Source organism: Serratia sp. PL17, from assembly GCF_017832355.1.
Classification (GTDB): Bacteria; Pseudomonadota; Gammaproteobacteria; order Enterobacterales; family Enterobacteriaceae; genus Serratia.
In genome coordinates, this window is record NZ_JAFIBY010000001.1 from 1,443,203 (window position 1) to 1,470,152 (window position 26,950).

The 26,950-nt window shown below is 53.9% G+C and carries 22 protein-coding genes and 1 riboswitch; of the genes, 9 read left to right on the plus strand and 13 right to left on the minus strand.

Translation table 11 applies throughout. From position 1 onward, the window contains the following. From JOE25_RS06955 to JOE25_RS06970, 4 genes are all read right to left on the minus strand, one after another. Entirely contained in the window at positions 1–180 is a 180-nt protein-coding gene (locus JOE25_RS06955; protein WP_037415475.1) for a hypothetical protein, read from the minus strand. A 111-nt stretch (positions 181–291) separates the two neighbouring features. Continuing rightward, positions 292–384, minus strand: a complete 93-nt coding sequence (mgtS, locus tag JOE25_RS06960; protein WP_147284273.1) for a protein MgtS — start codon at positions 382–384, stop codon at positions 292–294. A gap of 142 nt (positions 385–526) precedes the next feature. Further along, complete coding sequence (gene mgtE / locus JOE25_RS06965; protein WP_209633571.1) at positions 527–1,591, minus strand: magnesium transporter; 1,065 nt, start codon at positions 1,589–1,591, stop codon at positions 527–529. Positions 1,592–1,621: 30 nt separating this feature from the next. Then, a riboswitch (M-box (ykoK) riboswitch) is annotated at positions 1,622–1,795 on the minus strand. A 147-nt stretch (positions 1,796–1,942) separates the two neighbouring features. Further along, complete coding sequence (locus JOE25_RS06970) at positions 1,943–3,607, minus strand: ABC transporter substrate-binding protein (protein WP_245209790.1); 1,665 nt, start codon at positions 3,605–3,607, stop codon at positions 1,943–1,945. Between the two features lie 480 nt (positions 3,608–4,087). Here JOE25_RS06970 and JOE25_RS06975 point away from each other — a divergent pair, with 480 nt between their 5' ends. From JOE25_RS06975 to fusA, 4 genes are all read left to right on the plus strand, one after another. Next, positions 4,088–5,104, plus strand: coding sequence for an iron ABC transporter substrate-binding protein (locus JOE25_RS06975; protein WP_209633573.1), 1,017 nt, complete (start codon positions 4,088–4,090; stop codon positions 5,102–5,104). A 33-nt stretch (positions 5,105–5,137) separates the two neighbouring features. Further along, entirely contained in the window at positions 5,138–6,721 is a 1,584-nt protein-coding gene (locus JOE25_RS06980; protein WP_209633574.1) for an iron ABC transporter permease, read from the plus strand. Beyond that, positions 6,718–7,755: an ABC transporter ATP-binding protein gene (locus JOE25_RS06985; protein ID WP_209633576.1), complete on the plus strand. Its 1,038-nt coding sequence runs from the start codon at positions 6,718–6,720 to the stop codon at positions 7,753–7,755. Before JOE25_RS06980 ends, JOE25_RS06985 begins: the two co-directional genes overlap by 4 nt. 269 nt (positions 7,756–8,024) lie before the next feature. Beyond that, positions 8,025–10,130 carry an elongation factor G gene (gene fusA, locus JOE25_RS06990; protein ID WP_209633578.1) on the plus strand — a complete coding sequence of 702 codons (2,106 nt, stop codon included), beginning with the start codon at positions 8,025–8,027 and terminating at the stop codon, positions 10,128–10,130. 32 nt (positions 10,131–10,162) lie between these two features. Here fusA and JOE25_RS06995 read toward each other — a convergent pair whose 3' ends face one another. From JOE25_RS06995 to JOE25_RS07005, 3 genes are all read right to left on the minus strand, one after another. Continuing rightward, on the minus strand, positions 10,163–11,128 hold the full coding sequence (locus JOE25_RS06995; RefSeq protein ID WP_209633580.1) for a DMT family transporter: 966 nt from the start codon (positions 11,126–11,128) through the stop codon (positions 10,163–10,165). Positions 11,129–11,407: 279 nt separating this feature from the next. Continuing rightward, positions 11,408–12,514 carry an ABC transporter substrate-binding protein gene (locus JOE25_RS07000; protein ID WP_209633582.1) on the minus strand — a complete coding sequence of 369 codons (1,107 nt, stop codon included), beginning with the start codon at positions 12,512–12,514 and terminating at the stop codon, positions 11,408–11,410. 377 nt (positions 12,515–12,891) lie between these two features. Then, positions 12,892–13,719, minus strand: a complete 828-nt coding sequence (locus JOE25_RS07005; RefSeq protein ID WP_209634212.1) for an AraC family transcriptional regulator — start codon at positions 13,717–13,719, stop codon at positions 12,892–12,894. Between the two features lie 213 nt (positions 13,720–13,932). Here JOE25_RS07005 and JOE25_RS07010 point away from each other — a divergent pair, with 213 nt between their 5' ends. Continuing rightward, a complete protein-coding gene (locus JOE25_RS07010) occupies positions 13,933–15,366 on the plus strand; it encodes an NAD-dependent succinate-semialdehyde dehydrogenase (protein ID WP_209633584.1) in 1,434 nt (477 codons plus the stop codon). Between the two features lie 44 nt (positions 15,367–15,410). On the opposite strand, the gene JOE25_RS07015 is transcribed toward JOE25_RS07010, so the two are convergent. From JOE25_RS07015 to JOE25_RS07025, 3 genes are read right to left on the minus strand one after another with little or no spacing between them, the layout of a single operon-like run. Next, positions 15,411–16,319 (minus strand): alpha/beta hydrolase, encoded by a 909-nt coding sequence (locus JOE25_RS07015; RefSeq protein WP_209633586.1) that lies wholly within the window; start codon positions 16,317–16,319, stop codon positions 15,411–15,413. Next, on the minus strand, positions 16,309–17,205 hold the full coding sequence (locus tag JOE25_RS07020) for an alpha/beta hydrolase (RefSeq protein ID WP_209633588.1): 897 nt from the start codon (positions 17,203–17,205) through the stop codon (positions 16,309–16,311). Before JOE25_RS07020 ends, JOE25_RS07015 begins: the two co-directional genes overlap by 11 nt. A gap of 29 nt (positions 17,206–17,234) precedes the next feature. Continuing rightward, positions 17,235–18,290, minus strand: a complete 1,056-nt coding sequence (locus JOE25_RS07025; protein ID WP_209633590.1) for a sugar phosphate isomerase/epimerase family protein — start codon at positions 18,288–18,290, stop codon at positions 17,235–17,237. Between the two features lie 141 nt (positions 18,291–18,431). Between JOE25_RS07025 and JOE25_RS07030 the strand changes: the two genes are divergently transcribed. After that, positions 18,432–19,025: a TetR/AcrR family transcriptional regulator gene (locus tag JOE25_RS07030; protein WP_209633592.1), complete on the plus strand. Its 594-nt coding sequence runs from the start codon at positions 18,432–18,434 to the stop codon at positions 19,023–19,025. Between the two features lie 8 nt (positions 19,026–19,033). Here the strand turns inward: JOE25_RS07030 and JOE25_RS07035 are convergent, their stop codons facing one another. Then, positions 19,034–19,924 carry a LysR family transcriptional regulator gene (locus JOE25_RS07035; RefSeq protein ID WP_209633594.1) on the minus strand — a complete coding sequence of 297 codons (891 nt, stop codon included), beginning with the start codon at positions 19,922–19,924 and terminating at the stop codon, positions 19,034–19,036. 64 nt (positions 19,925–19,988) lie between these two features. Here JOE25_RS07035 and JOE25_RS07040 point away from each other — a divergent pair, with 64 nt between their 5' ends. Continuing rightward, the gene (locus JOE25_RS07040; protein ID WP_245209709.1) at positions 19,989–21,143 is read left to right on the plus strand and encodes an alpha/beta fold hydrolase; all 1,155 of its coding nucleotides are present in this window, start codon (positions 19,989–19,991) and stop codon (positions 21,141–21,143) included. 180 nt (positions 21,144–21,323) lie between these two features. On the opposite strand, the gene JOE25_RS07045 is transcribed toward JOE25_RS07040, so the two are convergent. Then, entirely contained in the window at positions 21,324–21,629 is a 306-nt protein-coding gene (locus JOE25_RS07045) for a cupin domain-containing protein (protein ID WP_209633595.1), read from the minus strand. Positions 21,630–21,730: 101 nt separating this feature from the next. Beyond that, positions 21,731–23,611, minus strand: a complete 1,881-nt coding sequence (locus JOE25_RS07050) for a KUP/HAK/KT family potassium transporter (protein WP_209633598.1) — start codon at positions 23,609–23,611, stop codon at positions 21,731–21,733. Between the two features lie 253 nt (positions 23,612–23,864). Between JOE25_RS07050 and JOE25_RS07055 the strand changes: the two genes are divergently transcribed. Further along, on the plus strand, positions 23,865–25,604 hold the full coding sequence (locus tag JOE25_RS07055; protein ID WP_209633600.1) for an ABC transporter permease subunit: 1,740 nt from the start codon (positions 23,865–23,867) through the stop codon (positions 25,602–25,604). Positions 25,605–25,616: 12 nt separating this feature from the next. After that, positions 25,617–26,933, plus strand: a complete 1,317-nt coding sequence (locus JOE25_RS07060) for a nitrate/sulfonate/bicarbonate ABC transporter ATP-binding protein (RefSeq protein WP_209633602.1) — start codon at positions 25,617–25,619, stop codon at positions 26,931–26,933. The last annotated feature ends 17 nt before the right edge of the window (positions 26,934–26,950 follow it).

A 26,950-nucleotide genomic window follows, 5' to 3' on the forward strand; every position in this document is an offset into this window, starting at 1 on the left:
TCATTTTTTTATTTTAGTAGACCATTGCCAGACAAAAGCAACCAGCAGCATAGTACCCGAGAATGTCAGCATTAAACTAGAAAGGAATTCTGATTTTCCGGTTGAATAAAAATAAATCTCATTCACACCAACAGAGATCATCAAAATGGCATAAAGTAAGCCAAGAATAGAAATAATCATTATCGTTATACTCCATAAAGCCGCATCCTGCGGTCAGCATTTAAGCGCATCCTCCCCGTCGTAAATAAAGCACGTCGAGGAGGATGCATCCAGGCGGATCTTTAGCGTTCATTAATCATCCCATTTAGTGCTCATATAGGCAGCTAGCAAGCCCAGCGAGCTGATAACACTCAGGAATCCTACAAAGATTGTCATGTTTCCCATTATTTCGTCCTCGGTTAGTTATTATCGATAAATGCCTCTTTAATTAAAAAGCGGATGGGGTCATTGCTCATGGATATTTACGCGCCTCCTGTTTTGTCAGATAAAATGCCCGCTCCGGCAGAGACACGGAGCGGATACGTCTTTAAATCTCCAGAATGTACTGGGCGATTTTGAAATAAATAATCAAACCGGTGCCATCAATAAAGGTGGCAATAAACGGCGCAGAGACCACCGCGGGATCAATACCCAGGCGTTTGAGCAGCATGGGGATAATCGAGGAAACAATGGCGCTCCAGACGGTGATGGCGACCAATGACAGACTGACCACCAATGTCACGTCCATCCCTACGCCCATAATCCAGGCCCGCACCCAGGCAGCCACGCCAATGGTGATGGCGATCAGCAGCGAGGTGGATACCTCCTTGCGGATTACCGCCCCCAGATTGCGCAGGCTCACCTCGCCCAACGCCATGGCCCGTACCAATGTAGACGTGATTTGAGTACCGCTGTTACCGCCGGTGCCGATCAGTAATGGGATGAAAAACGCCAATGCGATAGCGGCTTCCAACTGCTCTTCAAACGCCTTTAATACATTACCGGTATAGGCTTCTGCGACAAACAGCATCAGCAACCATACCGAACGCTTGCGCCATAACGCCCAAGGGCTGGTTTCCAGATAAGGTTTGTCCAGTGGCAGACTGGCACCCTGACGCTGTGCATCCTCGGTATTTTCATCTTCGATCAGCCGGGCAATTTCTCGTTCGCCCAGCACGCCCACCAGCGTATTATTCGCCACCACCGGTACCACATCCAAGCCGCCCTTAGCCAGTAAATGAGCGACATCATTGCGATCGTCATCGGGGGAAACCTGGAAATAACTTTGGTTGATCATCACCCCAACGGCTTTATCATGATCGTCGCACTGCAGGAGTTTTTTTACCGACAATGTGCCACGTAAATGATAATCGTCGGCGGTAACAAACAACTGCGTCGGAATTTCTTCGGTTTTAAGTTGCGAAAGAAAATAATCTTTTGCGTTATTAACCGTCATATTGCCGGGGATAGTAATGAAATCGGCATTCATATAGCCCGCGACCGAAGACTCATCATGAGTTTCAGCAGAGGCAAGCGCCGAGGATGGGTGATTTTGATGTAACTTCATTATGTTAGTCCCTATTTCTGTTTGAACTTCAACAGCGAATCGCATAGGGGCGTTAACCACAGAGGGAGTGCAGACAGCCTATCTCCGCGTCCAGGTTTTAGCACTATACAACGTATCTGATGTATTCATCAGAAGTTACCTTGGGCTGAACCTTAATCCGATAAAGCCTGTCTTAACCTTGGGCATCTCTCGATGTCGTCAGATCAGTAACCTGTGTTTGTATAGGAGCCTCGCCAAACGAGATACTGCATATAAACTACGGGGGGCAGTATAGGCGCGGTTTTTTATCGATGAGGAAAAAGTTGGCTAACCGTTTATGAAACATTTAGAAAAAAGTTTCGCGACAAAATAATAAATGCGGGCCAGTACCCTCCCGGCCCACGCGTTATTCTGTCGTTAATGAGCGAGAATATACACATTCTTGTCGTACAGCGGCCCCTGCCGGGTAAAGTCGATACCTTTCACATAGGGTTTGACCAGAGTGGCGTTCGCTTCGTAGTAAACCGGTGCCACTGGCGTGTCTACCGCCAGCACGTCTTCAGCCTGTTGGAAATAGCGTTGTACCTGCTGTGGCGTCTGCGCCGCGGTCGCCTGGTGTAACAAACGATCGTAATTTTCGTTGGCATATTTGGCTGAATTTTCACTGCTGGTAGCGCGGAACACGTTCAGGAACGTAGACGGATCATTGTAGTCTGCCAACCAACGGCTGAAAGCCACGCTGTACTGCCCATTGTTGATATTGTCCAGCACCACCTTCCGTTCCTGGCTCTGCAAGGTGACGTCCACGCCCAGGTTCTTTTTCCACATCGCACTGCTGGCGATCACTATTTTCTTGATGGTGGCATCGTTGCTGTACAGCAGCGTGAAACTTAACGGATGTGCCGCATCAAAGCCCGCTTCTGCCAATAGTTTTTTCGCCTGTGCGATACGCTGTTCGCGTGGCCACCCTGCTTCTTGGCCCGCTTGCAGCGTAAAACCACCGGCACCGGTTGGCGTAAACGTCCAGGCCGGCTGTTGGCCATAGCCCAGCACTTTGGTGGCTATGATCTCTTTATCCAGCGCCAGATTTAATGCCTGACGCACGCGGACATCATTGAAGGGAGCCTGCCGGTTGTTAAAGGCAAAGTAACTGGTCGACAGCAGTGGATAGGTGATCAACTGTTCATCACCCAGGCTATTTTTTAACTGCTGGTACAATTCCGGCGGCGCACTGTAGCCCAATTCAATTTCGCCGGCTCGGAAACGTGCCACTTCAGGGAACCCCTGTAACGGCAGGAACGTCACTTTATTGAGCACCGTGCGGGCGTTATCCCAATACTGGCTGTTGCGTTCCACCACCACTTTCTCATTCACGACCCACTGCGTCAGGCGGAACGCCCCGTTGCCAACAAAGTTCTGCGGTTGAGTCCAATTTTTGCCGTATTTCTCCACCACGTTTCGATTCACCGGCAGCACAGGAAAATGCACTAACTGCTTAAGCAGATAGGAGTTTGGCTCAACCAATGTGACTTGTAGCCTGTGTGCATCCAACGCTTTCACACCCAGCTCGGTTGGCGGTTTGCTGCCGGCGTTAATCTCTGCCGCGTTTAGCACATAGGCCGACGCCAAATAGCTACCATAGGGGGATGCTGTTTTGGGATCGGTGAGGCGCCGCCAGCTGTAGACGAAGTCATCGGCCGTCACCGGATCGCCGTTTGACCATTTGGCTTCCGGCCGCAAATAGAATGTCCAGACATTGCCCTGCTGCACCCATTTTGTCGCCAGCGCGGGGATCACTTCACCGTTTTTACCCACCCGCAGCAAACCTTCAAAAATGTCATTGAAGATATAAAACTCTACGTTACTTTCTGCCAAATTCGGATCAAGCGTTGCCGGCTCATAACCATTGGCACGGACCAGTTCCTGTACGGTGGCCAGTTGAGCCCCTGCAGGCACGTCGGCGGCGTTAACCGGCACCATCGCCTGTAAAGACAAGATGATTAGACCGGCTAATCCGTTAAGTTTGAATGAATACTTCACGTCGATATCCCTTATTGGTGTTTTGTCGACGTATATATACAGTGAAGCAGTTGAATAAATTAAATGATTAAACGCTATGACTCATAACCAAATAAGCGCGTACCGAACAACATGAATTTCTTTCACAATCAATCGAATATCTGCTGCGTTGGTGAGCCTGTTTGATACTGGTCGAGACGGCGGTTGGCGCTTCCCCATGGCAGCGGGGATCATTGTGATCAACGAAAAGAACAGCGTGGCTTCCGGCGCGTTCTTCAGCTAACGAATACGTCGCGCACGAATTGAAGATGAGGGTTTGAACATAATAAATACTGATGAGAATCAGGTATCAAGGCAGATTATTCAGGCTGAAACTTAATTTTTCCTTAGGATGAGATAATTAGTGAGCAAAATCTAAAAATAAATTAATACGAATCGTTTTCACTATCATTATTAATGTTCTTATATACAATCAGGGCAGCCCAACGCCCGTTAGGCACATTTCGCTTTTATTCTCTGCACTCTCTTAATAAGGATGACTGTATGAAGCTGCGTTTCTCTTCTCTCGGCCCGATTGCCTTGTTGGCATCGTCCATGATGCTGGCGTTCTCGACCAATGCGGCATCCCAGGATGACGGCATCGTTATTTATAACGCGCAACACGAAAACCTGGTGAAATCCTGGGTTGACGGCTTTACCAAAGACACCGGCATAAAAGTGACCTTGCGTAACGGCGGCGACAGCGAATTGGGCAACCAACTGGTGCAAGAAGGCACCGCATCCCCTGCCGACGTATTTCTGACGGAAAACTCCCCTGCGATGGTGCTGGTAGACAACGCCAAGCTGTTCGCTCCGCTGGACGCAGCAACACTGGCGCAGGTTGAACCGCAGTACCGTCCGCAGCATGGCCGCTGGGTTGGCATTGCCGCCCGCTCAACGGTGTTCGTTTACAATCCGGCGAAACTGACAGAGGCACAGCTGCCTAAGTCCCTGCTGGATCTGGCCAAGCCGGAATGGAAAGGCCGCTGGGCCGCGTCACCTTCAGGTGCAGACTTCCAGGCTATAGTCAGTGCATTGCTGGAGCTCAAAGGCGAAAAAGCCACGCTGGAATGGCTGAAAGCGATGAAGACCAACGCCACCGCCTATAAAGGTAACAGCACCGTGATGAAAGCGGTCAATGCCGGCCAAATCGACAGCGGGGTTATCTATCACTATTATCCGTTCGTCGATGGTGCAAAAACGGGCGAAAACAGTAAAAACATCAAGCTTTACTACTTCAAACACCAGGATCCAGGCGCGTTCGTCAGCATCTCTGGTGGCGGTGTGCTGGCATCCAGCAAGCACCAAAAACAGGCACAGGAGTTCGTTAAGTGGATCACCGGTAAAAACGGCCAAGAGATTCTGCGTACGAACAACGCCTTCGAGTATGCCGTCGGTGTTAATGCTGCCTCCAATCCAAAACTGGTACCGCTGAAAGAACTGGATGCACCAAAAGTTGACGCTTCGTCGCTGAATGGCAAAAAAGTGGTCGAGTTGATGACCGAAGCCGGGCTACTGTAAGCCGGTTTATCAGTACAGAGAGCTTTCAACCCTATGTCGAATATAGGTTTCAACGCCGCGGGCTCAGCCCCGCGGTACGCTTCGACCCGGCGTCATCATCGGCCCGGGCTGTTTATCGTGGCAACGGCCATTTTACTTTCCCTGTTGGCGCTATTGCCGCTGGGGTTTGTCATTAGTGTGGCGTTTGAAACCGGCTGGCAAACGGTTAAAGCTCTGGTATTTCGCCCCCGCGTGGGCGAATTGCTACTCAACACTCTACTGTTGGTGATCTTCACCTTACCCATCTGTGCACTTCTTGGGGTGACGCTAGCCTGGCTGACTGAACGTTCGACGTTGCCGGGGCGCCGCATCTGGTCTTTATTGGCGACAGCACCGCTGGCAGTACCCGCCTTCGTGCAAAGTTATGCCTGGATCAGTTTGGTGCCTTCAATGCACGGACTGGGCGCGGGTGTCTTTATTTCTGTGCTCGCCTACTTCCCGTTTATTTATCTGCCGGCCGCCGCGGTTTTGCGCCGCTTGGATCCCGGTATTGAAGACGTCGCCACCTCATTGGGTAGTCGGCCATTGGCTGTCTTTTTCCGCGTGGTGTTACCGCAGCTAAAACTGGCCATTTGGGGCGGATCACTGCTGATCGCACTGCATTTACTGGCGGAATACGGCCTGTACGCCATGATCCGTTTTGATACCTTTACCACCGCCATTTTCGATCAATTCCAGTCTACCTTTAACGGCCCGGCCGCCAACATGTTGGCGGGTGTGCTGGTGCTGTGCTGTCTGGGGCTGCTGCTGCTGGAGGCCGCCAGCCGTGGTCGGGCGCGTTATGCCCGCGTCGGCTCTGGCAGTGCCCGCAGCCAGACCGCGTATCGACTTGGCAAAATGGCCACCCTATTCGGCCTGCTACTGCCAGTGTGCCTCACGGCGCTGGCACTGGGCGTTCCCTTTATTACGCTAGCCCGATGGCTGGCGCTCGGTGGGCTTGACGTGTGGCGTAACGCCGAGTTATTGCCGGCCTTGCTGCAAACATTGTCGCTGGCCGCCAGCGGCGCATTACTGATCACCTTGTGCGCCATTCCTATGGCCTGGTTGTCGGTACGCTACCCGGCGCGGCTCTATCGCGTGCTGGAAGGCTGCAACTATGTCACCAGTTCACTGCCCGGTATTGTGGTCGCGCTGGCGTTGGTGACCATCACCATTCACAGCTTCCGCCCCATTTACCAAACAGAAATTACCTTGCTGCTGGCCTATTTATTGATGTTTATGCCACGAGCCTTGATCAACCTGCGCGCCGGTATTGCTCAGGCGCCGGTCGAGCTGGAAAACGTGGCACGCAGCCTCGGGCGTTCACCGGCTCAAGCGTTATGGAGTACCACGCTGCGCCTGGCGGCCCCGGGTGCAGCCGCCGGGGCGGCGCTGGTGTTTCTGGCCATCTCCAATGAGTTGACCGCCACTCTGCTACTGGCACCCAACGGGACGCGCACGTTGGCGACCGGTTTCTGGGCATTGACCAGCGAGATCGACTATGTGGCGGCAGCCCCTTACGCTTTGATTATGGTGGGGCTGTCTCTGCCATTGACCTGGCTTCTTTATTCTCAATCCAAACGCACGGCGGGATTATGAGTACGCTTGAACTACACGGCATCAGTAAGTCCTATAACGCAGTTAAGGTGCTGGAGCATATTGATTTACAGGTCGAAGAAGGCAGCCGTACCGCGATTGTCGGCCCTTCGGGCTCTGGGAAAACCACGTTGCTGCGCATCATCGCGGGTTTTGAAATTCCGGATAACGGCCAAGTGATGTTACAAGGCCAGGCGATGGCCAACGGCAACGGTTGGGTACCGGCACACCTGCGTGGCATTGGCTTTGTGCCACAGGACGGCGCGTTATTCCCACACTTTACCGTGGCAGGCAATATTGGATTCGGTCTAAAGGGAAGCAAACGCGACAAACAGTTGCGCATTGATGCATTGATGGAGATGGTGGCGCTGGATCGCCGCCTTGGAGCACTGTGGCCGCACGAGCTGTCCGGCGGACAGCAACAGCGGGTGGCCTTGGCACGTGCATTGTCTCAGCAACCCAAACTGATGTTGCTCGATGAGCCCTTTTCCGCGCTCGATACCGGCCTGCGCGCCGCGACCCGCAAAGCCGTGGCCGAGCTGCTGGCCGAAGCCAAGGTTGCGTCGATTCTGGTGACCCACGATCAAACCGAAGCCCTGTCATTTGCCGATCAGGTCGCGGTGATGCGTAATGGGCGTTTGGCGCAGGTCGGCCCACCACAAGATCTCTATCTGCGACCGGTGGACGAGCCGACAGCCACCTTTTTAGGGGAAACGCTGGTGTTGTCCGCAGAGCTTGAACAAGGCTGGGCCGATTGCGCTCTGGGCCGAATTGCCGTGGACGATTGTCAGCGCCGCGGGCCTGCGCGCATTATGCTGCGCCCAGAACAGATCCAAATTAGCCAGTCTGTGTCACAACAGCAGAGCCAGGCGATCGTGACCAGCATTGATTTTGCCGGTTTTGTCTCGACCTTAAATCTGCGCATGACCGGCAATGACACGGCTATCGAGATTAAAACCGTCAGCCGAGAAGGCATTCGTGCCGGTTCCCACGTCAGCCTGAGTATCATCGGTCAGGCGCACATCTTTGCCGAGTGATGCCGTAGTGGGCGAGTTATCGCCCGCTACCCTGCTGGCCATTTGAGTCGTCTCAATGATCTTCTGCTCTGCCCGCAGCAATGTCGGCACGCAGGCCAATACGGAAAAACCTATCGCAGCCATCACTTAGTAAAACCCCTTCTATCAACTACGATTAATCTGTGACCGGTGTAATCATTCATCCGTCCGGAGATAACCCACAGAGGATTATCATAATTATTCATGCTGTTTGAGCCGCTTCTCTTTAACGCGGCTAAGAAAGGTTAATTATGGCACGTACTACCCCCCTCGAACGCTACCGCAACATCGGCATTTCGGCGCATATTGATGCCGGCAAAACCACCACGACCGAGCGAATTCTGTTTTACACCGGGGTCAGTCACAAGCTGGGCGAAGTGCACGACGGCGCAGCCACCATGGACTGGATGGCACAGGAACAGGAACGCGGTATTACCATTACCTCGGCAGCAACAACCTGTTTCTGGAACGGCATGCAGCATAATTATCCGCAGCATCGTATCAATATCATCGACACCCCAGGCCACGTGGACTTTACCATTGAGGTCGAACGTTCCATGCGCGTGCTGGACGGCGCGGTCATGGTTTATGACTCGGTGGGCGGTGTACAACCGCAATCAGAGACCGTTTGGCGTCAAGCCAATAAATACAAAGTGCCACGTCTGGCGTTCGTCAACAAAATGGACCGCGTCGGTGCGGACTTTTTCCGCGTACGTAAAATGATGATCGAACGTCTGAAGGCCAATCCCGTGCCGATTGTCATTCCTATTGGCGCCGAGGACCACTTCACCGGCGTGGTGGACCTGGTACGCATGAAGGCCATTGTGTGGGACGAAGCGACGCAAGGCATGAGCTTCAGCTTTGAAGAGATCCCCGCAGAACTGCGCGACATTGCCCAAGAGTGGCGAGATAAAATGATCGAAGCCGCCGCCGAAGGTTCGGAAGAACTGATGGATAAATACCTTAATCAGGTGCCGTTGAGCGAAGAGGAGATCGTTCGTGGCCTGCGTCTGCGCACGGTGGCGGGTGAAATCCAGCCCATGCTGTGTGGTTCAGCCTTCCGCAATAAGGGCGTGCAACGCATGCTCGACGCGGTGATCGAACTGATGCCTTCGCCGCTCGACGTTCCGCCCATGGAAGGCCACGATGAGCACGACAAGATTGTTATCCGCCGAGCGTCCGATGACGAAAAGTTTTCCGCGCTGGCGTTTAAACTGATGACCGATCCTTTTGTTGGCCAACTCACCTTTGTGCGGGTTTACTCCGGTGTACTCACCAAGGGCAGCAGCGTTTATAACCCGATCAAAGGCAAGAAAGAGCGTATTGGTCGCATCGTGCAAATGCACGCCAACGATCGCAAAGATGTCGAAGAGCTGCACGCCGGTGATATTGCCGCCTGTGTGGGACTCAAAGACGTCACGACCGGTGACACCCTGTGCGATCCTAACGCCATCATCACGCTGGAAAAAATAGTGTTCCCAGAGCCGGTGATCGCACAAGCCATTGAGCCAAAAACCAAGGCCGATCAGGAGCGAATGGGGATTGCGCTTCAGCGGCTCTCCTCCGAGGATCCCTCTTTCCGCGTGCGCACGGATGAAGACTCCGGCCAGACCATTATTTACGGCATGGGCGAATTGCACCTGGAAATTATCGTCGATCGCATGCGGCGCGAATTTGGCGTGGCAACCACCACCGGCAAACCGCAAGTGTCTTACCGTGAGACGATACGCAAACGCGTGACCGACGTAGAAGGTAAATTCGTGCGTCAATCTGGCGGCAAGGGGCAGTACGGCCACGTGGTGTTGACGGTGGAACCCAATGAACCGGGTAAAGGTTTTGAGTTCATTGATGAGATAAAAGGCGGCGTTATTCCGGGGGAATTCATTCCGGCGGTAAAAAAAGGCGTACTGGAAGCACTGAATAATGGCGTGTTGGCCGGTTATCAGGTGGTCGATGTTAAGGTGCACCTGACCTTCGGTTCATACCACGACGTTGACTCTTCAGAACAAGCGTTCCGCATGGCGGCGATCTTTGGCTTCAAAGAAGCCTGCCGTCAGGCAGACCCGGTAATCCTCGAGCCGATTATGTCGGTAGAAGTAGAAACGCCGGAGGACTACGCCGGCAGCGTGATGGGCGATCTGTCGTCTCGGCGCGGTTTGGTGCAAGGGATGGAGGACCTCCCGGGCGGCGGCGGCAAGGAAATTCACGCCAAGGTGCCGCTGTCCGAGATGTTTGGTTATTCAACTACCCTGCGCTCAATGTCGCAGGGCCGCGCGACTTACACGATGGAGTTCAGCCACTACGCTGAAGCCCCCCATAATGTGGCCGAAGAGATCATCCACCACAGCAAACGCTAAAACCCGCACCTGTCGTGTCCCCACGGCAGGTGTTACTCCTTCGCAGCCAGTGACACCACCACCGGCTGCGGCTTAATCCGCATCGCGTACACCACGCCAATCATCAGGCAGGCAATGCCACCGACGGTCAATAACGGCGGCCACGCCTGACGCAGCATAAAGGTATAGGCGAGCCCTGCCAGAATTTCGAATACGATCAGCGGCCCCACCAACACCGTCGGCAGACGCTGGCTCGCTTCATTCCAGCACAGTGCGCCAATCCACGAGCAGAATATGCCAATAACAAGCATCAAAGGAATAAACAGTTCCGGCCTTGGCCCAAACGGCAATGCAAACGCCGGTTGGGTCATCGCCAACTGGCCGCAAACCAACACGTAGCCCACTAACGCCAGCGGTAACGTCACCAGCCCCTGCGCCGTCGCCCAGGTTGCAGGCCTTTGATTTGGGTTTTCTCGTAACCAGCGGGCATTGCGCAGCGGGAACCAGGTCCAACATGCTACCGCCACTAATGCCAGCCCCAGGCCACTGGTATAGCGCCAGACATCGACAGGTGCCTTATTGCCTTGCAGCTCGGCAACGTTAACCAGTGCCAACCCGCAGGCGATCAACAGCAAGGCTGGCGTGAGTTTACGCCATGAAAGTCGCCCATCCTGTTGGCTGTAAAACAGATTGGCAGTGACCGAAATCACCACCGGCAACGTGCCGATAATCATGGTGGAAACCGGTGCCCCGGTACGTTGTATCGCACTGGCCAGGCACAGGTAATACAACAAGTTACCTATCGCCGTCAGTTTTAATGCTTCCCACCAATCATTACGGTGTAACTTTTTCAATCGACGACGATCAAACCAGGCCAGAGGTAACGCAATCAGGCCAAAAGCCAGGTAACGCCCGGTGGACTGCAATGCCGCAGGATACTCAGGAATTAACACGGGGCCGACAAAAATCAGCCCCCACATCAGCCCGGCAGACAAGGCAAATAACACACCAACAAACATAGTGACTCCGTCAACAACCAGGTACAGCAGCCTGAACCCGTGAATGATATTGGGTGTCAGCCTAATCGACCCGTCAGGGGGAATATTGTAGCAAATTGCTGTTTTACTCACTTTTCGTAGGGACGGGGAAATTCTGCTGCAACGTTGAACGTCTGCAACTTAAGTCCACTCGTGCCATTTAATTGCATAAAAACACGGCCCATTTAAAAAGCCTGCATTGTATGCAGGCTTTCCTTTGGTGCTGGCAGAAATCAGTGCGTCACGCCTGAGTCAATGTTTTTACTCCCACGCGCTGATAGCAAAGGTTCCCTCAGGTTTCACTGGCAAATACTTTTCATAGTAACTTAGGTAATTCTTAACCGGATCAACATCTTTAAACTGTTCGGGATAAAGTGACTTTGCAATAAACTGAATCATGGCAAAATCAGAGAGCGTTCTTGATGCACCTTGATATACACCGAAGAGTTGCTTATTTTTAATGGCTGGCAAAGAACTCCAGCCCTGGCGTGTAGAGAACCCAATAAGCTGTTGAATTGAGATGTTTTTATCAACACCCACACCCATCGAAAGCGCTGAAGCAATCTTGTTGTTTTCTCTTCCTGAGATGAAAATAGCATCAGGCTTCGAAACGAGAAGTTGTTCTGGATTAATCACGCCCCACCACTCAAAAAGCGGTTCAGCGATATTGTCTGCCCCCGCAAGCTTCAGCATCGCTCCCCACATATTCTTACCGTAAGTGAAGGAGTAATCATCAGGACCTTTATTGCCAAACTCGATATAAACTTTGGGTTTCTTTAATCCTGACGCAGCCACTCTACGTTGTACATCGGCAATGTTATTAGCGTATAACGCTGACAATTCCTGAGCGCGTTTTTTTTGCCCTGTCAGTATGCCAAATATTTTTGTTGAGCTGACATGTCTTTCTACAGTTTGCGCATTGTAGTCTACCACGACGACCGGAATGTTTAATTCTTCAAGGCGAGAGACTTCATGTTTAAGAGCAACGTATTGCCACTCTGCCAAAATAATAACGTCGGGTTTCAATGATATTATATTTTCGAGCGAAATATTATGCAGGTCCACTTCGCCAATATCGGCGATACGGGCCAGCGATGGCATATGCTTAACATACATACTCCAATTCGCAGGGACTTTCCCTCGCCAGGCCTCACGAGAAATACCAATGACGTGTTCGTACGCGACTTCCCCGCCGACAGCCATGTAGTCTTCAAAGTAAAACCCCAAGACCGCCCTTTTGACGGGGGTCTCAAGCGTAACTTGCCGCCCCAGGACATCCGTTAATGTCGTGGTGGCAGCATTTGTGGTGCCAGACAGGGTTAACAAAAGGGTAAAGAACGTACAGCTTATGAAGTTTCGAACGCCCATAAAATAGCAATCCTCAGGAGTTGGGGTTGTTCTTAATCATTTTTCATTTCATTATTCTGAATGCAAAAACGCAAATGATAATAATTTCCATTAAGCTTTATATCAACCAGAATCGCTGTGTCTATTCACGGTTAGAGGTAAAATTCTGCGCGTGACAAACCCTTCAGCATGACTCGCCAGATAATTTTGCTAATGCAGCATAAAAAAAAGAATTATCACGTTAACGGAAAATACATCTTGGACAGAGAACAAGCAGCATTCGCCTACTTAGCTTAATGTCGGTGGTAATGACGGAAAGGGTATTAGGCCACGCATTGCCCCTATTTATTGCGCGTTATTCGGTGCCCTTCATCTGACGCATCTTGTGGCCCCTCTTTTCAGCGGCCTCCAACTTGTTTTTGATAGCGGACAGGAGTGACACCGTAACGATTAGCAAAAGCCCGCGTCAAATGCGCCTGATCGGTTAATCCCGTTGCCGCCGCGACCTGTGCCGCAGGTATACCGCGCCCCAACATCTGTTTGGCCTGCGACAAACGGATTGCCATCAGCATCTGCTGGGGAGATACATGGTATTCGGCTTTGAATTTACGCAGAAAATGATAGGGACTGAGAGACACCAACGATGCCAGTTGGCCCAATGTAATCGCAGCGGAGAAGTTATCGTGCAGGTAACTTTTGACGATATCAAAACGGTGCGTCGACTCGGCCTTCAACGATCTTGATACCTGGATATGAGGGCGAAAAACGGCGACGATCTGCAATAACAAACTGTCAATCGTAAGCGGGTCATCAGTTTGCCACAGGGCGGCCAGCATGGCGGACAGTTGCCGCGCCGCTAACGGATCCTGGCGGACCGCATCGGTAAACCAAAACCCCTGCTCACCTGACAATAGCTCCAGCGTCGCCGGCTCCAGATACAGCATGCGGTAATTCCAGCCACCGACGGTTTCCGCCTGGCCGGTATGCAGTTCGTCGGGGTTCATCAACACCAGTGAACCCGGCGCCGCCACATGTTGCGCGCCACGGTAACGGAAACGCTCAGCACCAAAATCGACGGTCCCGATGGCAAAAGCGTCATGCGAATGCGGTTCAAAGGCATAGCGTTCAATATGGGCATGATAAAGTTCTACACCCGGCACCTGCGGCAAACGCCGAAACTGTGCGCTGTCCTTTTCAAAGGGAAACGCTAATGGAACACCCTGCACCGTACCGTCCTGCTTCAATGTTGCTGATGCCGATATGATAGTCAACACAACGGGTTTTGAGTAGTGCACTGCCTGGTACTCTGGACGCTGCGGCTCATTCAGCGTAGGGTATTTTACCCAGTGTCCGGTACCTGCAATTCAGCGCCGGGCTATCGATTATCCCGCCGCAGAGTGGGAACACGGTCTTTAATCCCCTGAAAGTAAGAGGCAACAATGTATCCAGATACCCAACTCTATATTGACGGACAATGGCGCAACGCAGTTGCTGGCAAAACCACGCCGGTCACGAATCCCGCCACCGATGAGGTTATTGGCAACGTGGCTCACGCCACAGCAGCCGATCTCGATCTGGCGCTGACCGCAACCGAGCGCGGCTTCAAAATTTGGCGTGAAACCTCTGCCTATCAGCGGGCCAACCTGATGCGTAAAGCCGCAGCATTGTTGCGTGAACGTGCCGAGAAAATTGCCCTGATCATGAGCCAGGAACAGGGTAAACCGGTGGCGCAGGCCAAGGTTGAGATCCTGAACTCGGCAGACGTGATTGACTGGTTTGCCGGCGAAGCCAGCCGCACTTATGGCCAGATTATTCCATCCCGCAGTCAGGATGTTCAACAGCAAACGCTGAAGCTGCCGGTAGGCCCGGTTGCTGCGTTCACGCCGTGGAACTTCCCGATTAACCAGATTGTGCGCAAGCTGTCCGCCGCTCTGGCAGCCGGGTGTTCAATCATCATTAAAGGGCCGGAAGAAACCCCGGCCTCGCCGGCAGAGTTGATTCGCGCCTTTGCCGATGCCGGCATTCCCGCTGGCGTGATCGCGTTGGTTTACGGCACCCCAGCAGAGATTTCCGAATACCTGATCCCGCACCCTGGCATTCGCAAAATCTCGTTCACCGGTTCCACCCGCGTGGGCAAACACCTGGCGGCGCTGGCGGGTCAGCACATGAAAAAGGCCACCATGGAGCTGGGCGGTCATGCCCCAGTGCTGATTTTTGACGATGCCGATCTCGACACCGCGGCGAAAGAGCTGGCACTGGCCAAGTTCCGTAATGCCGGACAGGTCTGCATTGCACCGACCCGTTTCCTGATCCAGCAAGGCGTTTATGAAGCCTTTGTCGAGAAATTCACCGCAGCAGTACGCGATATCAAGCTGGGCAACGGTCAGCAGGACGGTGTGACCATGGGGCCAATGGTGCTGCAACGCAGCGTAGATGCCATAGAAGCCTTCGTGAAAGATGCCATTACCGAGGGAGCCAAAGCCACCACCGGCGGAAAACGTGTAGCAGGCCCTGGCAATTTCTTTGAGCCGACGGTGTTGCGCGACGTCCCCTTGAGTGCTCGTGCGATGTCTGAAGAACCGTTTGGCCCGGTCGCCCTGCTGCGGCCATTTGCAACCTATGAGGAGGCTATCGCCGAGGCCAATCGCCTGCCTTACGGTTTGGCAGCCTACGCGTACAGCCGTAGCATCGTGACCGTGAACGCGTTGGGACGCGATGTGGAAAGCGGCATGCTCAGCATTAACCACATTGGTTTTGGCCTGCCTGAAACGCCGTTTGGCGGGGTGAAAGACTCTGGTCACGGCACCGAAGGCGGCAGCGAAGCGATCGAATCTTACCTGGAAACCCGCTTTGTCACCGTCGCGGGCCGTTAATTAACCTAAGCGAAAAAAATGCCCCGTTCTCACGGGGCATTTTATCATCGGGCCTTGTCGAACAGTTCCCGTGCCGCCGGGGTTAAACCCAGCATATGGATGCAGGCATGTACCATGCCCGGCAGCCGTTCACAGCGCACCGCAACCCCGTCCTCCCGCAGACGCCGGGCATAATCCTCCGCCTCATCGCGCAACGGATCATACTCGCAGCTCAATATGGTTGCCGGGGGCAACCGGCTTAACGTTGCTGCATGCAAGGGTTCTGCGTAAGGCTCTGGGTGATCGCGCTCTTCAGGCAGATACTGACGCCAGCAAAATTCCATCACTTCCCGCGTCAGAAAATAGCCTTGTGCGTAGTCGACGTAGCTGGCCGTATCCATAGCCCGGCTCAAGGCCGGGTACAGCAACAGCTGATGTTCAATCTGCGGGCCATCCCAGTCGCGAGCCAATAGCGCAACGGCCGCGGCCAGATTCCCCCCCGCGCTGTCACCACCAACCGCGATACGTGTGGCATCGAATCCCCACGCATCCGCCTGTTCAATCACGCCGCACAATGCCTGATACACGTCATCCAACGGCCGTGGATAGGGATGTTCCGGTGCCAAGCGATAATCAACCGACAGGATCATGCGGCCTGTGGCATTGGCCAGTGCCTGGCAAGGCTGGTCATACAGCGCCAGTGAGCCCAGACACCAGCCGCCACCGTGGGCGTACAACATTGCCGGTATGGGGGCTCCCGCATCCACGCCCAATGGCGTGTAAGCACGAATAGCAATATTGTGCCCGTCGCTGGCGGTGACCCATCCGTTCTTGATCCCGCCACTGGCCTCGGGCTCACCTTGCAACTGCAACAGCCCGTTTTCTGCTGCCGCACGCATCTCAGACAGAGATTCCGGTGCGGTTGCCTGCGCCGCGTCCGCCAGGAAGTGGGCTATTTGCGGATTAAGTGGCATCAGCCTGGCCCTCCAGCAAGAACGGTACCACCAACGCAATAAACGCCTCATGGGACTCTTCGGTAATGAAATGCCCACACTCGGCAACCGTTTCACCACGCAGGTTAGTGGCGTTATCGCGCAAGGTGAGAAAAGGCGCATCTCCGGTGGCGTGCTCGGCTCCAATGGTCATCACCGGCATGGTCAGGCGGGTTTCAGCCCGACGCTGATTTTGCCGTATGGTTTCCGGAATGGCGCGGTAGTAATCAAAACCGGCCCGCAGGCTACCCGGTGCCGAATAGGCCGTGATATACGTTTCCGCCGCGACCCGATCGCGGCGATAAGACCAACGATTAAAGATATAGCTGAGGTACTCTCGCTCACGGCCCAACGTCAATGCCTCCGGCAGGTCCGTCAGTTGGTTGAACATGAAGTGCCACAGGAAAATGTTCTGGTCGGCGGGCACAAAAATCGGCGGTGCGGGTGCAAGCCCAGGGATCACCGCCTCCGTCAGTACCACCCCCGTGACCGCCTGTGGGAAGTCACTGGCCATCGCGTACCCGATCCACATCCCTATATCATGACCGACCAATTGATAACTCGGGTACCCAAGCTGCAGCATGGTCTGGTGCAGCGTGGCAGCGACACTGCCGGTGTCATAGCCGCCCACAGGCTTGTCTGAATCCCCGATACCTGGGGGATCTACCGCGATGGCTTTAAAACCGGCTGCCGCCAGCGCTTGCATAACATGCCGCCAGGTGTACCAGGTTTGTGGCCACCCAGGAATCAACAGCACCGGACGACCTTCGCCAAGCGTTACACAGTGAATTCGGTTGCCATTTACCCGCGCATAGACGTGTTCTGGCTCAGGTCCATGTTGCGCGGACCCGTTATTTTGCAGTGTCATCGGTGTTCTCCGTGAAGGATTAAGGTGGCTCAGCGCAGGCCAAGCAAGGCATTGATTTGTTGTTGGTCAACCGGTGCGCCGGCAAAATCATCAAACACCTTGTCGGTGACGTTGATGATATGGTCACGAATAAAGGCTGCGCCTTCACGGGCCCCGTCTTGTGGGTGTTTCAGGCAGCATTCCCATTCCAGCGTTGCCCAGCCTTGATAACCGTGCTGCGTCAGCCGTGAAAATATGCCCTTGAAATCCACCTGCCCATCGCCCAGCGAGCGGAAACGCCCTGCGCGTTCAGTCCAAGATTGATAACCGCCGTAGATCCCCTGCCGACCGGTCGGATTAAACTCCGCGTCCTTGACGTGGAACATGCGAATAAAATCCTTATAAATATCAATATAATCCAGATAGTTAAGTTGTTGCAGCACGAAGTGACTCGGGTCGAACAGTATCTGACAGCGCGGATGGCCGCCAACGCGCTGATGGAACATTTCGAAGGTCACGCCATCGTGCAAATCTTCGCTGGGATGAATTTCATAGCACAGGTTCACCCCTTGCTCGTCACAGGCATTGAGTATCGGCAGCCAGCGCTTGGCCAACTCATCGAAGGCCGTTTCAATCAGCCCCGCCGGTCTCTGTGGGAACGGGAACAAATAGGGCCAGGCCAGTGAACCTGAAAACGTGCCCATCTCAGTCAGCCCCAGTCGTGCAGAGGCTTTGGCCGCCAACAGGAGCTGCTGGTGCGCCCACTCACCGCGTGCCTTCGGATTGCCGTGTAAAGCCGGTGGCGCAAAGCTGTCACATAGCGCGTCATAAGCCGGGTGTACCGCCATCAGCTGACCAAAAATGTGGGTGGTCAGTTCGCTGACCTCCAGCCCATGTGCTGCCAACATACCGACCAGATCGTCGCAATACGTCTGGCTTTCTGCGGCCGTTGCCAAGTCAAACAGGCGGCTATCCCACGCGGGGATTTGCAGGGCTTTAAAACCGGTTTTCGCGGCCCAGTCGGCTATCGCCGGCAGGCTGTTAAAGGGGGCAGCGTCGTCGCTGAATTGTGCGAGGTGCAGGCTTGGACCTTTCAGGGTTTTCATCGTAAACTCATATTGTTTGTCGATCGACAAACAATATGCTTAAATACATTCCTCAGCAAGCGAATTTTAAAAAATCGTTGGTATTAAGGTGGATTTAAGCGATCCTATTTCACTGAAAGATCGGCAAATAAGGGTAGATGAATGGCAGGCAGACCACGCGAATTCGACCGCGAACAGGCATTAGTGAAGGCACGTGACCTCTTTTGGCGACAGGGTTATGAAGGTACGTCGATGTCGGATTTGGTTGCCGAGCTGGGCATTGCCTCCGCACGTATTTACAAGGCGTTTGGTTCAAAAGAGCTTTTGTTCCGTGAAGCCATTGCCTGTTATGAAAGCCATGAAGGTGGGTTTGCCGATCGCGCATTCAGTGAAGAAAGCAGTGTGCATACGGCAATAAAACGCATGTTATACGACGCCGTGGCACTCTATAGCCGCGCTGATGCACCACAAGGCTGCATGGTGGTTTCCTCTGCAACCAGTGTCAGCGACGAAAACGCCGGTATCAAAACCTGGTTGGCAGAACACCGCCGGTTGCGCACTCAGGGCATTATTGAGCGCCTGAAGGCTGCGGTAATCGCGGGCGAACTGCCACCCGAAACCGATGCCGAAAGCCTCGGTGATTATTTTGCCGTCTTCCTGCACGGCTTGTCGGTGCAGGCTCGCGACGGCGTCACGGAGGCACGTCTGCTGGCGGCGGTGAACGTGGCGCTCACCGCGCTTGGCAACGGCGAATAACCTTCTGATTACTGCGGGTGCGTCGCGTTCTTTACAAAATCCGCAATATAAGGATTGGTATTTTCTGGCTTATGAGTCAAGGCAACCTGATACAGGATCGGCTCCCCAATAAGTTTGCAAAAAGAAACATTTGCCCATCCATTTTTTTGCATAAACTCCGGGACAAGACTGACCCCTAACCCCGAAGCAACCAGGCCGACAATCGTTTCCATCTGCAATGCTCGCTGGACAACCTCTGGAATAAACCCTTCCTTTTCACAGGCCTCCGTAATAGAACGATAGAGGCCAGGCCCTTCCTGCTCCGGGAATAATACCCAGGGTTCCCCCGCCAGAGCAGAAAGCGGCAAAGCACCGCTTGCGTTATCCGGGTGTTTTTTTGGCAAAACGGCAACCAGCGGACAGCTAAAAAATCGGTGATAAGAGAGTTTCTGTATTGCGTATTCAGGAACGGGTAACACCACAATGCCAACGTCAAGCGAATCATCCAGAATGCCTGCCACCTGACGTGCGGTTGTCATTTCTTTCAACTCAAGAACAACCTTCGGGCAGGAGACGTGAAAACGAGCAATCATGTCAGGAAGCAAATGTCTGATGGCAGTGGCCACAAAACCGATACGCAAAGTCCCTGTCATTCCCTCGCCAGCACGTCGGGTCAACAACATCGCCCTTTCCATCTGCATGAGCGTCGCAACCGCTTCCTTCTGCAACACCTTTCCTGCTGGGGTCAGTGCCGTGATTCGATTTGTTCGCTCAAAAAGCCGGGTACCCAGCGTCTCTTCCATATGACGGATCGCTTTTGTCAGCGGGGGTTGAGCCATATGTAAACGCTCTGATGCTTTCCGCATATTCATTGTTTCCGCAACAACCAGAAATTGGCGCAACTGACGCAGGGTGAGCATATCGCGATACCTTTAATGTATTAAGAAAGCACCACAATAGTATTAGACACATCATGGAAGCCACATGAATATACTCCCTGTATATATTCGTGGAGCAGAAAGGACAATGAACATACTCAGATCATTATCACTGCCTTACCGAAGCATAGATATGCTGGCAGCCTTCCTGATGATGTCGGCATCATGCGCGCTGGGCGCGTCAGAAGAAAATGACCTATCCAACCCGATCAGCCGTACAGAGAGGTATGTTGCACTTGAGAATGGAGAACGGCTCCACATTAGGGAAGTCAGACTGAAATCAAGCAGTACGACACCACTTTCGCCGGTTCTACTGATTCATGGTGCCCGTGTTCCCGGTATCGCCTCTTTTGATCTGCCCGTTAAGGGCGGCTCTCTGGCAGCAGACCTGGCACAGACAGGGCTTCAGGTGTATATCCTTGATCTGCGGGGGTATGGGTTATCAAGTCGGCCAGTTGAAATGGATGCACCGCCTGACCAGTCAATGCCGTTGATGCGCACTGCAGATGCCGTAAACGATATCGCCCACGCCGTACGTGCTATTCAAACATGGAATGGTTCCCCCCGCATTAGTCTCCTGGGATGGGCTACCGGGGGTCACTGGGCAGGCGCTTACGCGTCGCAGTACCCCCAGAATGTTGAACGACTGGTTCTTTATAATACGCTTTATGGCGGAAGCGCCCATCACCCATCACTGGGATATGGCTCGCCACTGGAAGACCCTCGGAACCCCGGGCATTTCAACACGGCAAAATTTGGCGGCTGGGGTCTGAGCACGCGAGACAGTCTGTTTGTTGTCTGGGATAAAAGCATTCCCATGCTGGATAAAACTCAGTGGCGTGATGAAACGGTTAAACGCGCTTACGGTGATGCGGCTCTGGCATCGGACAAAACGTCACAACGCAGAACACCGCAAAGTTTCAGGGCGCCAACAGGTGCAATGGCTGACAGCTTTGAACTGGCCACGGGCAAAAAACAGTGGTCCGCAACCGCATTAACTAACGTTCCGGTGTTGGTTATCCGCTCTGAGCGGGACTTCTGGAGCCGGCCCGAAGATGCTGCGGCCATCATGAAAGATGCCCCCCTGGCAGAGATGCTGGCCATTCCTGAAGCCACACATTTTGTCCATCTTGATCGGGATAACGCCGGCAGAAAACGCTTTCTCGAGGGCGTGGTCACATTTCTGGCGCAACCGCATTGATCGGTAAGTGGGGCCCCTCTGCCTAGAGGGACTCCGCCCTGGTTCCCCTGCTCGGTAGAGGCACATGAGCCTCATGGTGCTTTGCTCATTGAATGACCGAAATAGTCTTGAACTCGCTAAAAACACCTTAAGTGACCAGCCTTAGGCAGCAGGCGTCCCCTTCGACAGAAACGACGGTACTCAATCTTCCGGCAGATCGAAGATCACCAGCGTGCCCTCGCTGCCCGGTAATACGCGGTGTGGCACGCCAGCAGAAGCCTGATATAGCTGGCCGGCCCTCACCACAATTTCGTCCCCCGCCACCTGCAACCGCAGTTGGCCGCTGATCACCAGGAGGCCTTCGTTGTAATCATGCACTTCTTCCTCACTGCTACGCGAGTCCATGCGCAGCACTTTGATGTTGGCCGAGCCGACATGTCCCAATACGCGGGAACGCCATGCCTGCGGAAGATCGGCTGCCAACGCGGTAAGATCGAACAATGACATACACCCTTCACTCACAAGCAGCGCCCATCGCGCTACCGCAATGTACCCTCTCCCGCGCAGACAGTTAAATAACCAATGCTTTTAACCTATAGCCAAGCGCCTCAAACCGGCACCCGGCGGCTAATTTCAACAACCTGATCGCTGGGCAAATAGTAATAATCGGTTACGTGCATACCGTTGCGCACCATCAATGCAAAAATGTTGCGCTGCCACGCCGGTAATCGGTCATTGGCCTCGCGGCGTACCACGGTTTCATGACCCAGGTAATAGGTCGCGTCATCAAAATTCAGCCCGGTTTTCTGCGCCTCTGCATGGCGTAATAAGCGGGGAATATGGGGCCGCTCCATAAAACCGTAGCTGGCGATTCCGCACCAGAACCCCGGTGACTGTTGTCGGATGACCAACCGCTCGGCATTCGCTACGCGGGGTTCGTTGACGATCATAATATTCAGTGTCAACACGGTGGCGTGCAGCGAACCGTTACGCTTAACGTGCCACTTCATCACCGGCGGCGTGCCATTTAGCGTACGAGTAAGAAATATTGCAGTGCCGGGTACACGGGGGATTTTTTGCTCTTCAAGGTGTGCCAGGAAATCCGTCAACGGCACGCTTTTTTCCCCCAAGGTACGGGAAGCCGCGATCACCCCGCGATGCCAGATTAGCATCACGCCGTACACCAGAGTGGCCAACAGCAACGGGACATAACCGCCCTGCATCACCTTGCTGAGGTTGGCCAACAGGAAACTGAGATCGACGATAAAAAAGCCGCCTGCCACCAACAAACTGGTGACCACTCCCCATCGCCATACCTCTCGCATCGCCACAAACAGCAGCCCGGTGGTCATGATCATGGTAAGCGACACGGCGATGCCGTAAGCGGCAGCCAAATTATCGGACGACTTGAAGAACACCGTCAGGAAGACGGTGACCGCCATCAGCAACCAGTTGATGGCACCGATGTAGATTTGCCCGTAGCTTTCCTCCGTGGTCTGTTTCACCTGCAGGCGTGGCAGCCAGCCAAGCTGGATAGCCTGACGGGTCATGGAGAAAGCCCCGCTGATGATAGCCTGGCTTGCGATGATGGTGGCCAACGTCGCCAGGATAACCAGAGGGATTTGCAGCACCGGCGGACACAGGCGGAAGAAGATATTTTGGGTCACGTCGGCGCCAGACAGAATGAGCGCAGCCTGTCCGGCATAGTTCAGCAATAGGCTGGGGAAAACGATGCCAAACCACGCGAGCCAGATCGGCTTTTTGCCAAAATGCCCCATATCGGCGTACAGCGCCTCTGCACCAGTGACACAGAGGAAAACGCCACCGAGCACCAGAAAGCTGGTCACCCCATTAGAGAACAGGAAGTTAACGCCATACAAAGGATTCAACGCCATCAGCACCGCAGGATGCTGAATAATCCCCCAGATGCCCAAGGCCGCGATGGAAAAAAACCACAGCGCCATAATCGGCCCAAACACCCTACCGATGCGTGCAGTGCCGAGCGGTTGAATAGCGAACAGGCTGACCAAGATGGCCACCGCCGCCGGCAAAATATAGGGCTGCGATTCAGGCAGAACAATGTTAAGCCCTTCCAGCGCCGACAGTACGGAGATCGCCGGGGTGATCGCCCCATCGCCGTAGATCAATGCCGCACCAAACAGGCCGGCAAACAGCACCATTGGGCGGGAGCTGGTCTTACTGACCAACAGCGACATCAAGGCCATGATGCCGCCTTCGCCACGGTTATCAATACGCATCGCGAACATTGCGTATTTCAACGACGTAACGATCACCAGTGTCCAGAAAATAAGCGACAACAACCCAAGAATCACGGGTACCGAGGGGGTATCGCCAGAGAGAAACAGCACCGTTTTGAAGGTATACAAGGGGCTGGTACCAATATCACCAAACACCACACCCAGTGCGCCACCTGCCAACAGAGTTAAGCTCGACTTGTTGGGTTGTTCCGTGTCACTGCCGGCAGACATAACGTAATCCTCTTTGAAAATCGAACGGTCATCCTGTCTTAGTCTATGAATTATTATCGCTTCCCCCCAGCAAAGCTACTGCACGATCACGATAATCTGAATTGTCATCCGCCATCGGTACACTGTGGCATGACAGCCACTGAAACGACGTCTGCTGAGTAACGGTTTAAAAATGCCGGTTGGTAATGGTCTATAGTCGTTGTGCTGCCATTACCCTCAAAACTCGACCAATTTTGGTTTAAAGAGAGGTTAGATGAACGTCAGGCTCAATATACACGCCTCCGCCCGGCGTTTACTGCCCAACGGGTGGGATGTTATCGCCTTCCCGATGATTATCGGCACTATTGCGATGATGGCTGTTGGCCTGCATCAAACGATGCAGCCAATCATGACGCTAAAAACCCAGGCCATCTCTCTTGATCCCGCTAACCTGCCTGAATATGCCCTGCGCACCACCTTGCGCATGCTTATCGCCATGGTGGCAGCGCTGATATTTTCCTTGGTTTACGGCACGCTGGCAGCCAAGAGCCGCCGTGCGGAAAAAGTGCTGGTGCCTATTCTCGATATTCTTCAGTCGGTGCCGGTACTCGGTTATATTTCCTTTACCGTGACCTTCTTTATCGCACTGTTTCCCGGCAGGGTGTTAGGCGTCGAACTCGCCGCCATCTTCGCGATTTTCACCAGCCAAGCCTGGAATATGACCTTCAGTTTTTATCAATCACTGCGTACCGTGCCACGTGATTTACTGGAGGTGTCGCGCGGTTTTCATTTGAGCCCCTGGCAGCGTTTTTGGAAGCTGGATGTGCCATTTTCAATGCCGGGCCTGATCTGGAACATGATGATGTCGATGTCTGGCGGCTGGTTCTTTATCGTGGCGTCTGAAGCCATTACGGTCGGTAATAACACCTTTACGCTACCCGGTATTGGCGCCTACCTCGCACAGGCGATACTGAGAAAAGATCTGCACGCGGTCGGTTGGGTACTGCTCACCATGACTGTGGTGATTTTGGCTTATGACCAGTTGTTGTTCCGCCCATTGGTGGCGTGGGCAGACAAATTTCGCATGGAAACCACCCGCTCAGCCCATGCGCCAAACTCGTGGGTGCTGAACCTGATGCGCCGCACGCGACTCATTCACCTGTTATTGACGCCCTTGGGTGCACTTCTGGCCAAGACCGCACGCCTGCGGTTCAATCTGCCGACAATAAGACGCCGCCGAGCCAGCAACGTGCAACGACAAAAACGCTCGCACCTGATCGACCTGTGCTGGAGCGGCCTGCTGCTCCTACTGACGATCGCCATTGCTTATCACGTGATCCTTTATGTGCAGACTGGGGTGACGCTGGCGGACGTCGGCCATGTGTTGGTACTGGGTCTCATTACGTTGTTGCGCGTCACCGTACTGATCGCGATCTCATCGCTGATCTGGGTGCCGCTTGGGGTGCTGATTGGGCTGCGCCCTGCGTTGGCCGGCAAAATTCAGCCTATTGCCCAATTTCTGGCCGCCTTCCCAGCCAACCTGTTGTTTCCCGTATTCGTCATCACCATTGTGCACTTCCACCTCAATCCGGATATTTGGCTGTCGCCACTGATCGTGCTCGGTACCCAATGGTACATCCTGTTCAACGTGGTCGCGGGCACCAGCGCCTTCCCCAACGACTACCGAGAAGCCGCTGCCAACTTCCATATTCGTGGTTGGCAATGGTGGCGTCAGGTCATGCTGCCCGGCATTTTCCCTTATTACATCACCGGGGCCATTACCGCCTCAGGTGGCGCCTGGAACGCCAGTATCGTGGCAGAGTTCGTGCAGTGGGGCAGCACGCAGGTCACGGCACATGGACTGGGCGCCTACATCGCACAAACCACCACCGCGGGCGACTTCCCTAAAATCATTTTGGGCATCGCCGTGATGTCGTTATTTGTCACTCTGTTCAATCGCCTGCTGTGGCGTCCGCTGTATGCCTACGCCGAATCCCGATTCCGCATCGATTAAGGAAGCGTTCAGATGTCAGATCCAGAAAACAGGGTAGCGCCGCTCGCCGGCACGGAAATTTTAGCGGTAAAGCACATCGACCACGGCTTTAACACGACGCACAGCGAACTGCTGATCCTCAATGACGTTAATCTGTCTTTACGGGCCGGGGAGATTGTCGGGTTGCTGGGGCGGTCTGGTTCCGGTAAATCAACGTTGCTGCGGATCATTGCCGGGTTGATCGAGCCCACATCAGGCACGGTTGACTATCTTGGCCAACCGTTAAGCGGCCCGGCCAAAGGCATTGCCATGGTGTTTCAGACCTTTGCCCTTTTCCCCTGGCTCACCGTATTGCAAAACGTGGAGGCGGGACTGGAAGCCTTGGGTGTTGCCGCCAATCAACGGCGTGAGCGCGCGCTGGCCGCGATTGACCTGATCGGTCTGGACGGCTTTGAAAACGCCTACCCGCGTGAGCTTTCAGGCGGCATGCGCCAACGGGTCGGCTTTGCCCGGGCCTTGGTGGTGGACCCAACGCTGCTGTTAATGGATGAGCCCTTCTCCGCGCTGGATGTGCTGACGGCGGAAACACTGCGTACCGACCTGCTCGATTTATGGAACCAGGGCCGTATGCCGATTAAGTCTGTGTTGATCGTGACGCATAACATTGAAGAAGCGGTGTTTATGTGTGACCGAATTTTGGTGCTGTCCTCCAACCCCGGACGGGTCGTTGCTGAAATCAAGGTCCCGTTCAGCCACCCACGTAATCGGCTGGATCCGTTATTCCGCCGCCTGGTGGATGACGTTTACGCCAAAATGACCGCCAGACCGGTGGATGAGAGCGTTAAAAAAGGCCTGAAGCTTGGCACGCGTTTACCGCATGTTTCCACCAACCTGATTGCCGGTCTGATAGAAACGTTGGCTGCCGCGCCTTATTTCGGCCGCGCCGACATGCCGGACATCGCTCATTCTCTCCACTTGGAAGTGGATGATCTGTTCCCGATCGCCGAAGTGCTGCAATTTTTGGGTTTCGCAGATGTCCGTGAAGGGGATATTTTTCTGACACCCTCAGCGCGAACCTTTGCCGACTACGATGTCCAGGCACGTAAAGTCATGTTCGCCGAGCATTTACTGCGCTACCTGCCGCTGGCCGCGCTGATCAAAACTGTGCTGGACGAACGCCCGGGCCACCGTGCGCCGCGTATGCGCTTTGAGCAGGAACTGGAGGACTCGCTGTCTGACGCCGCAGCGAAGGAGACACTGGACACCGTCATTAACTGGGGACGTTATGCGGAAATCTTTTCCTATAACGATCAGACCGAGTTTTTCAGCCTGGAAGACGTCGAATTCTGAATCACATCTGGCGCGGG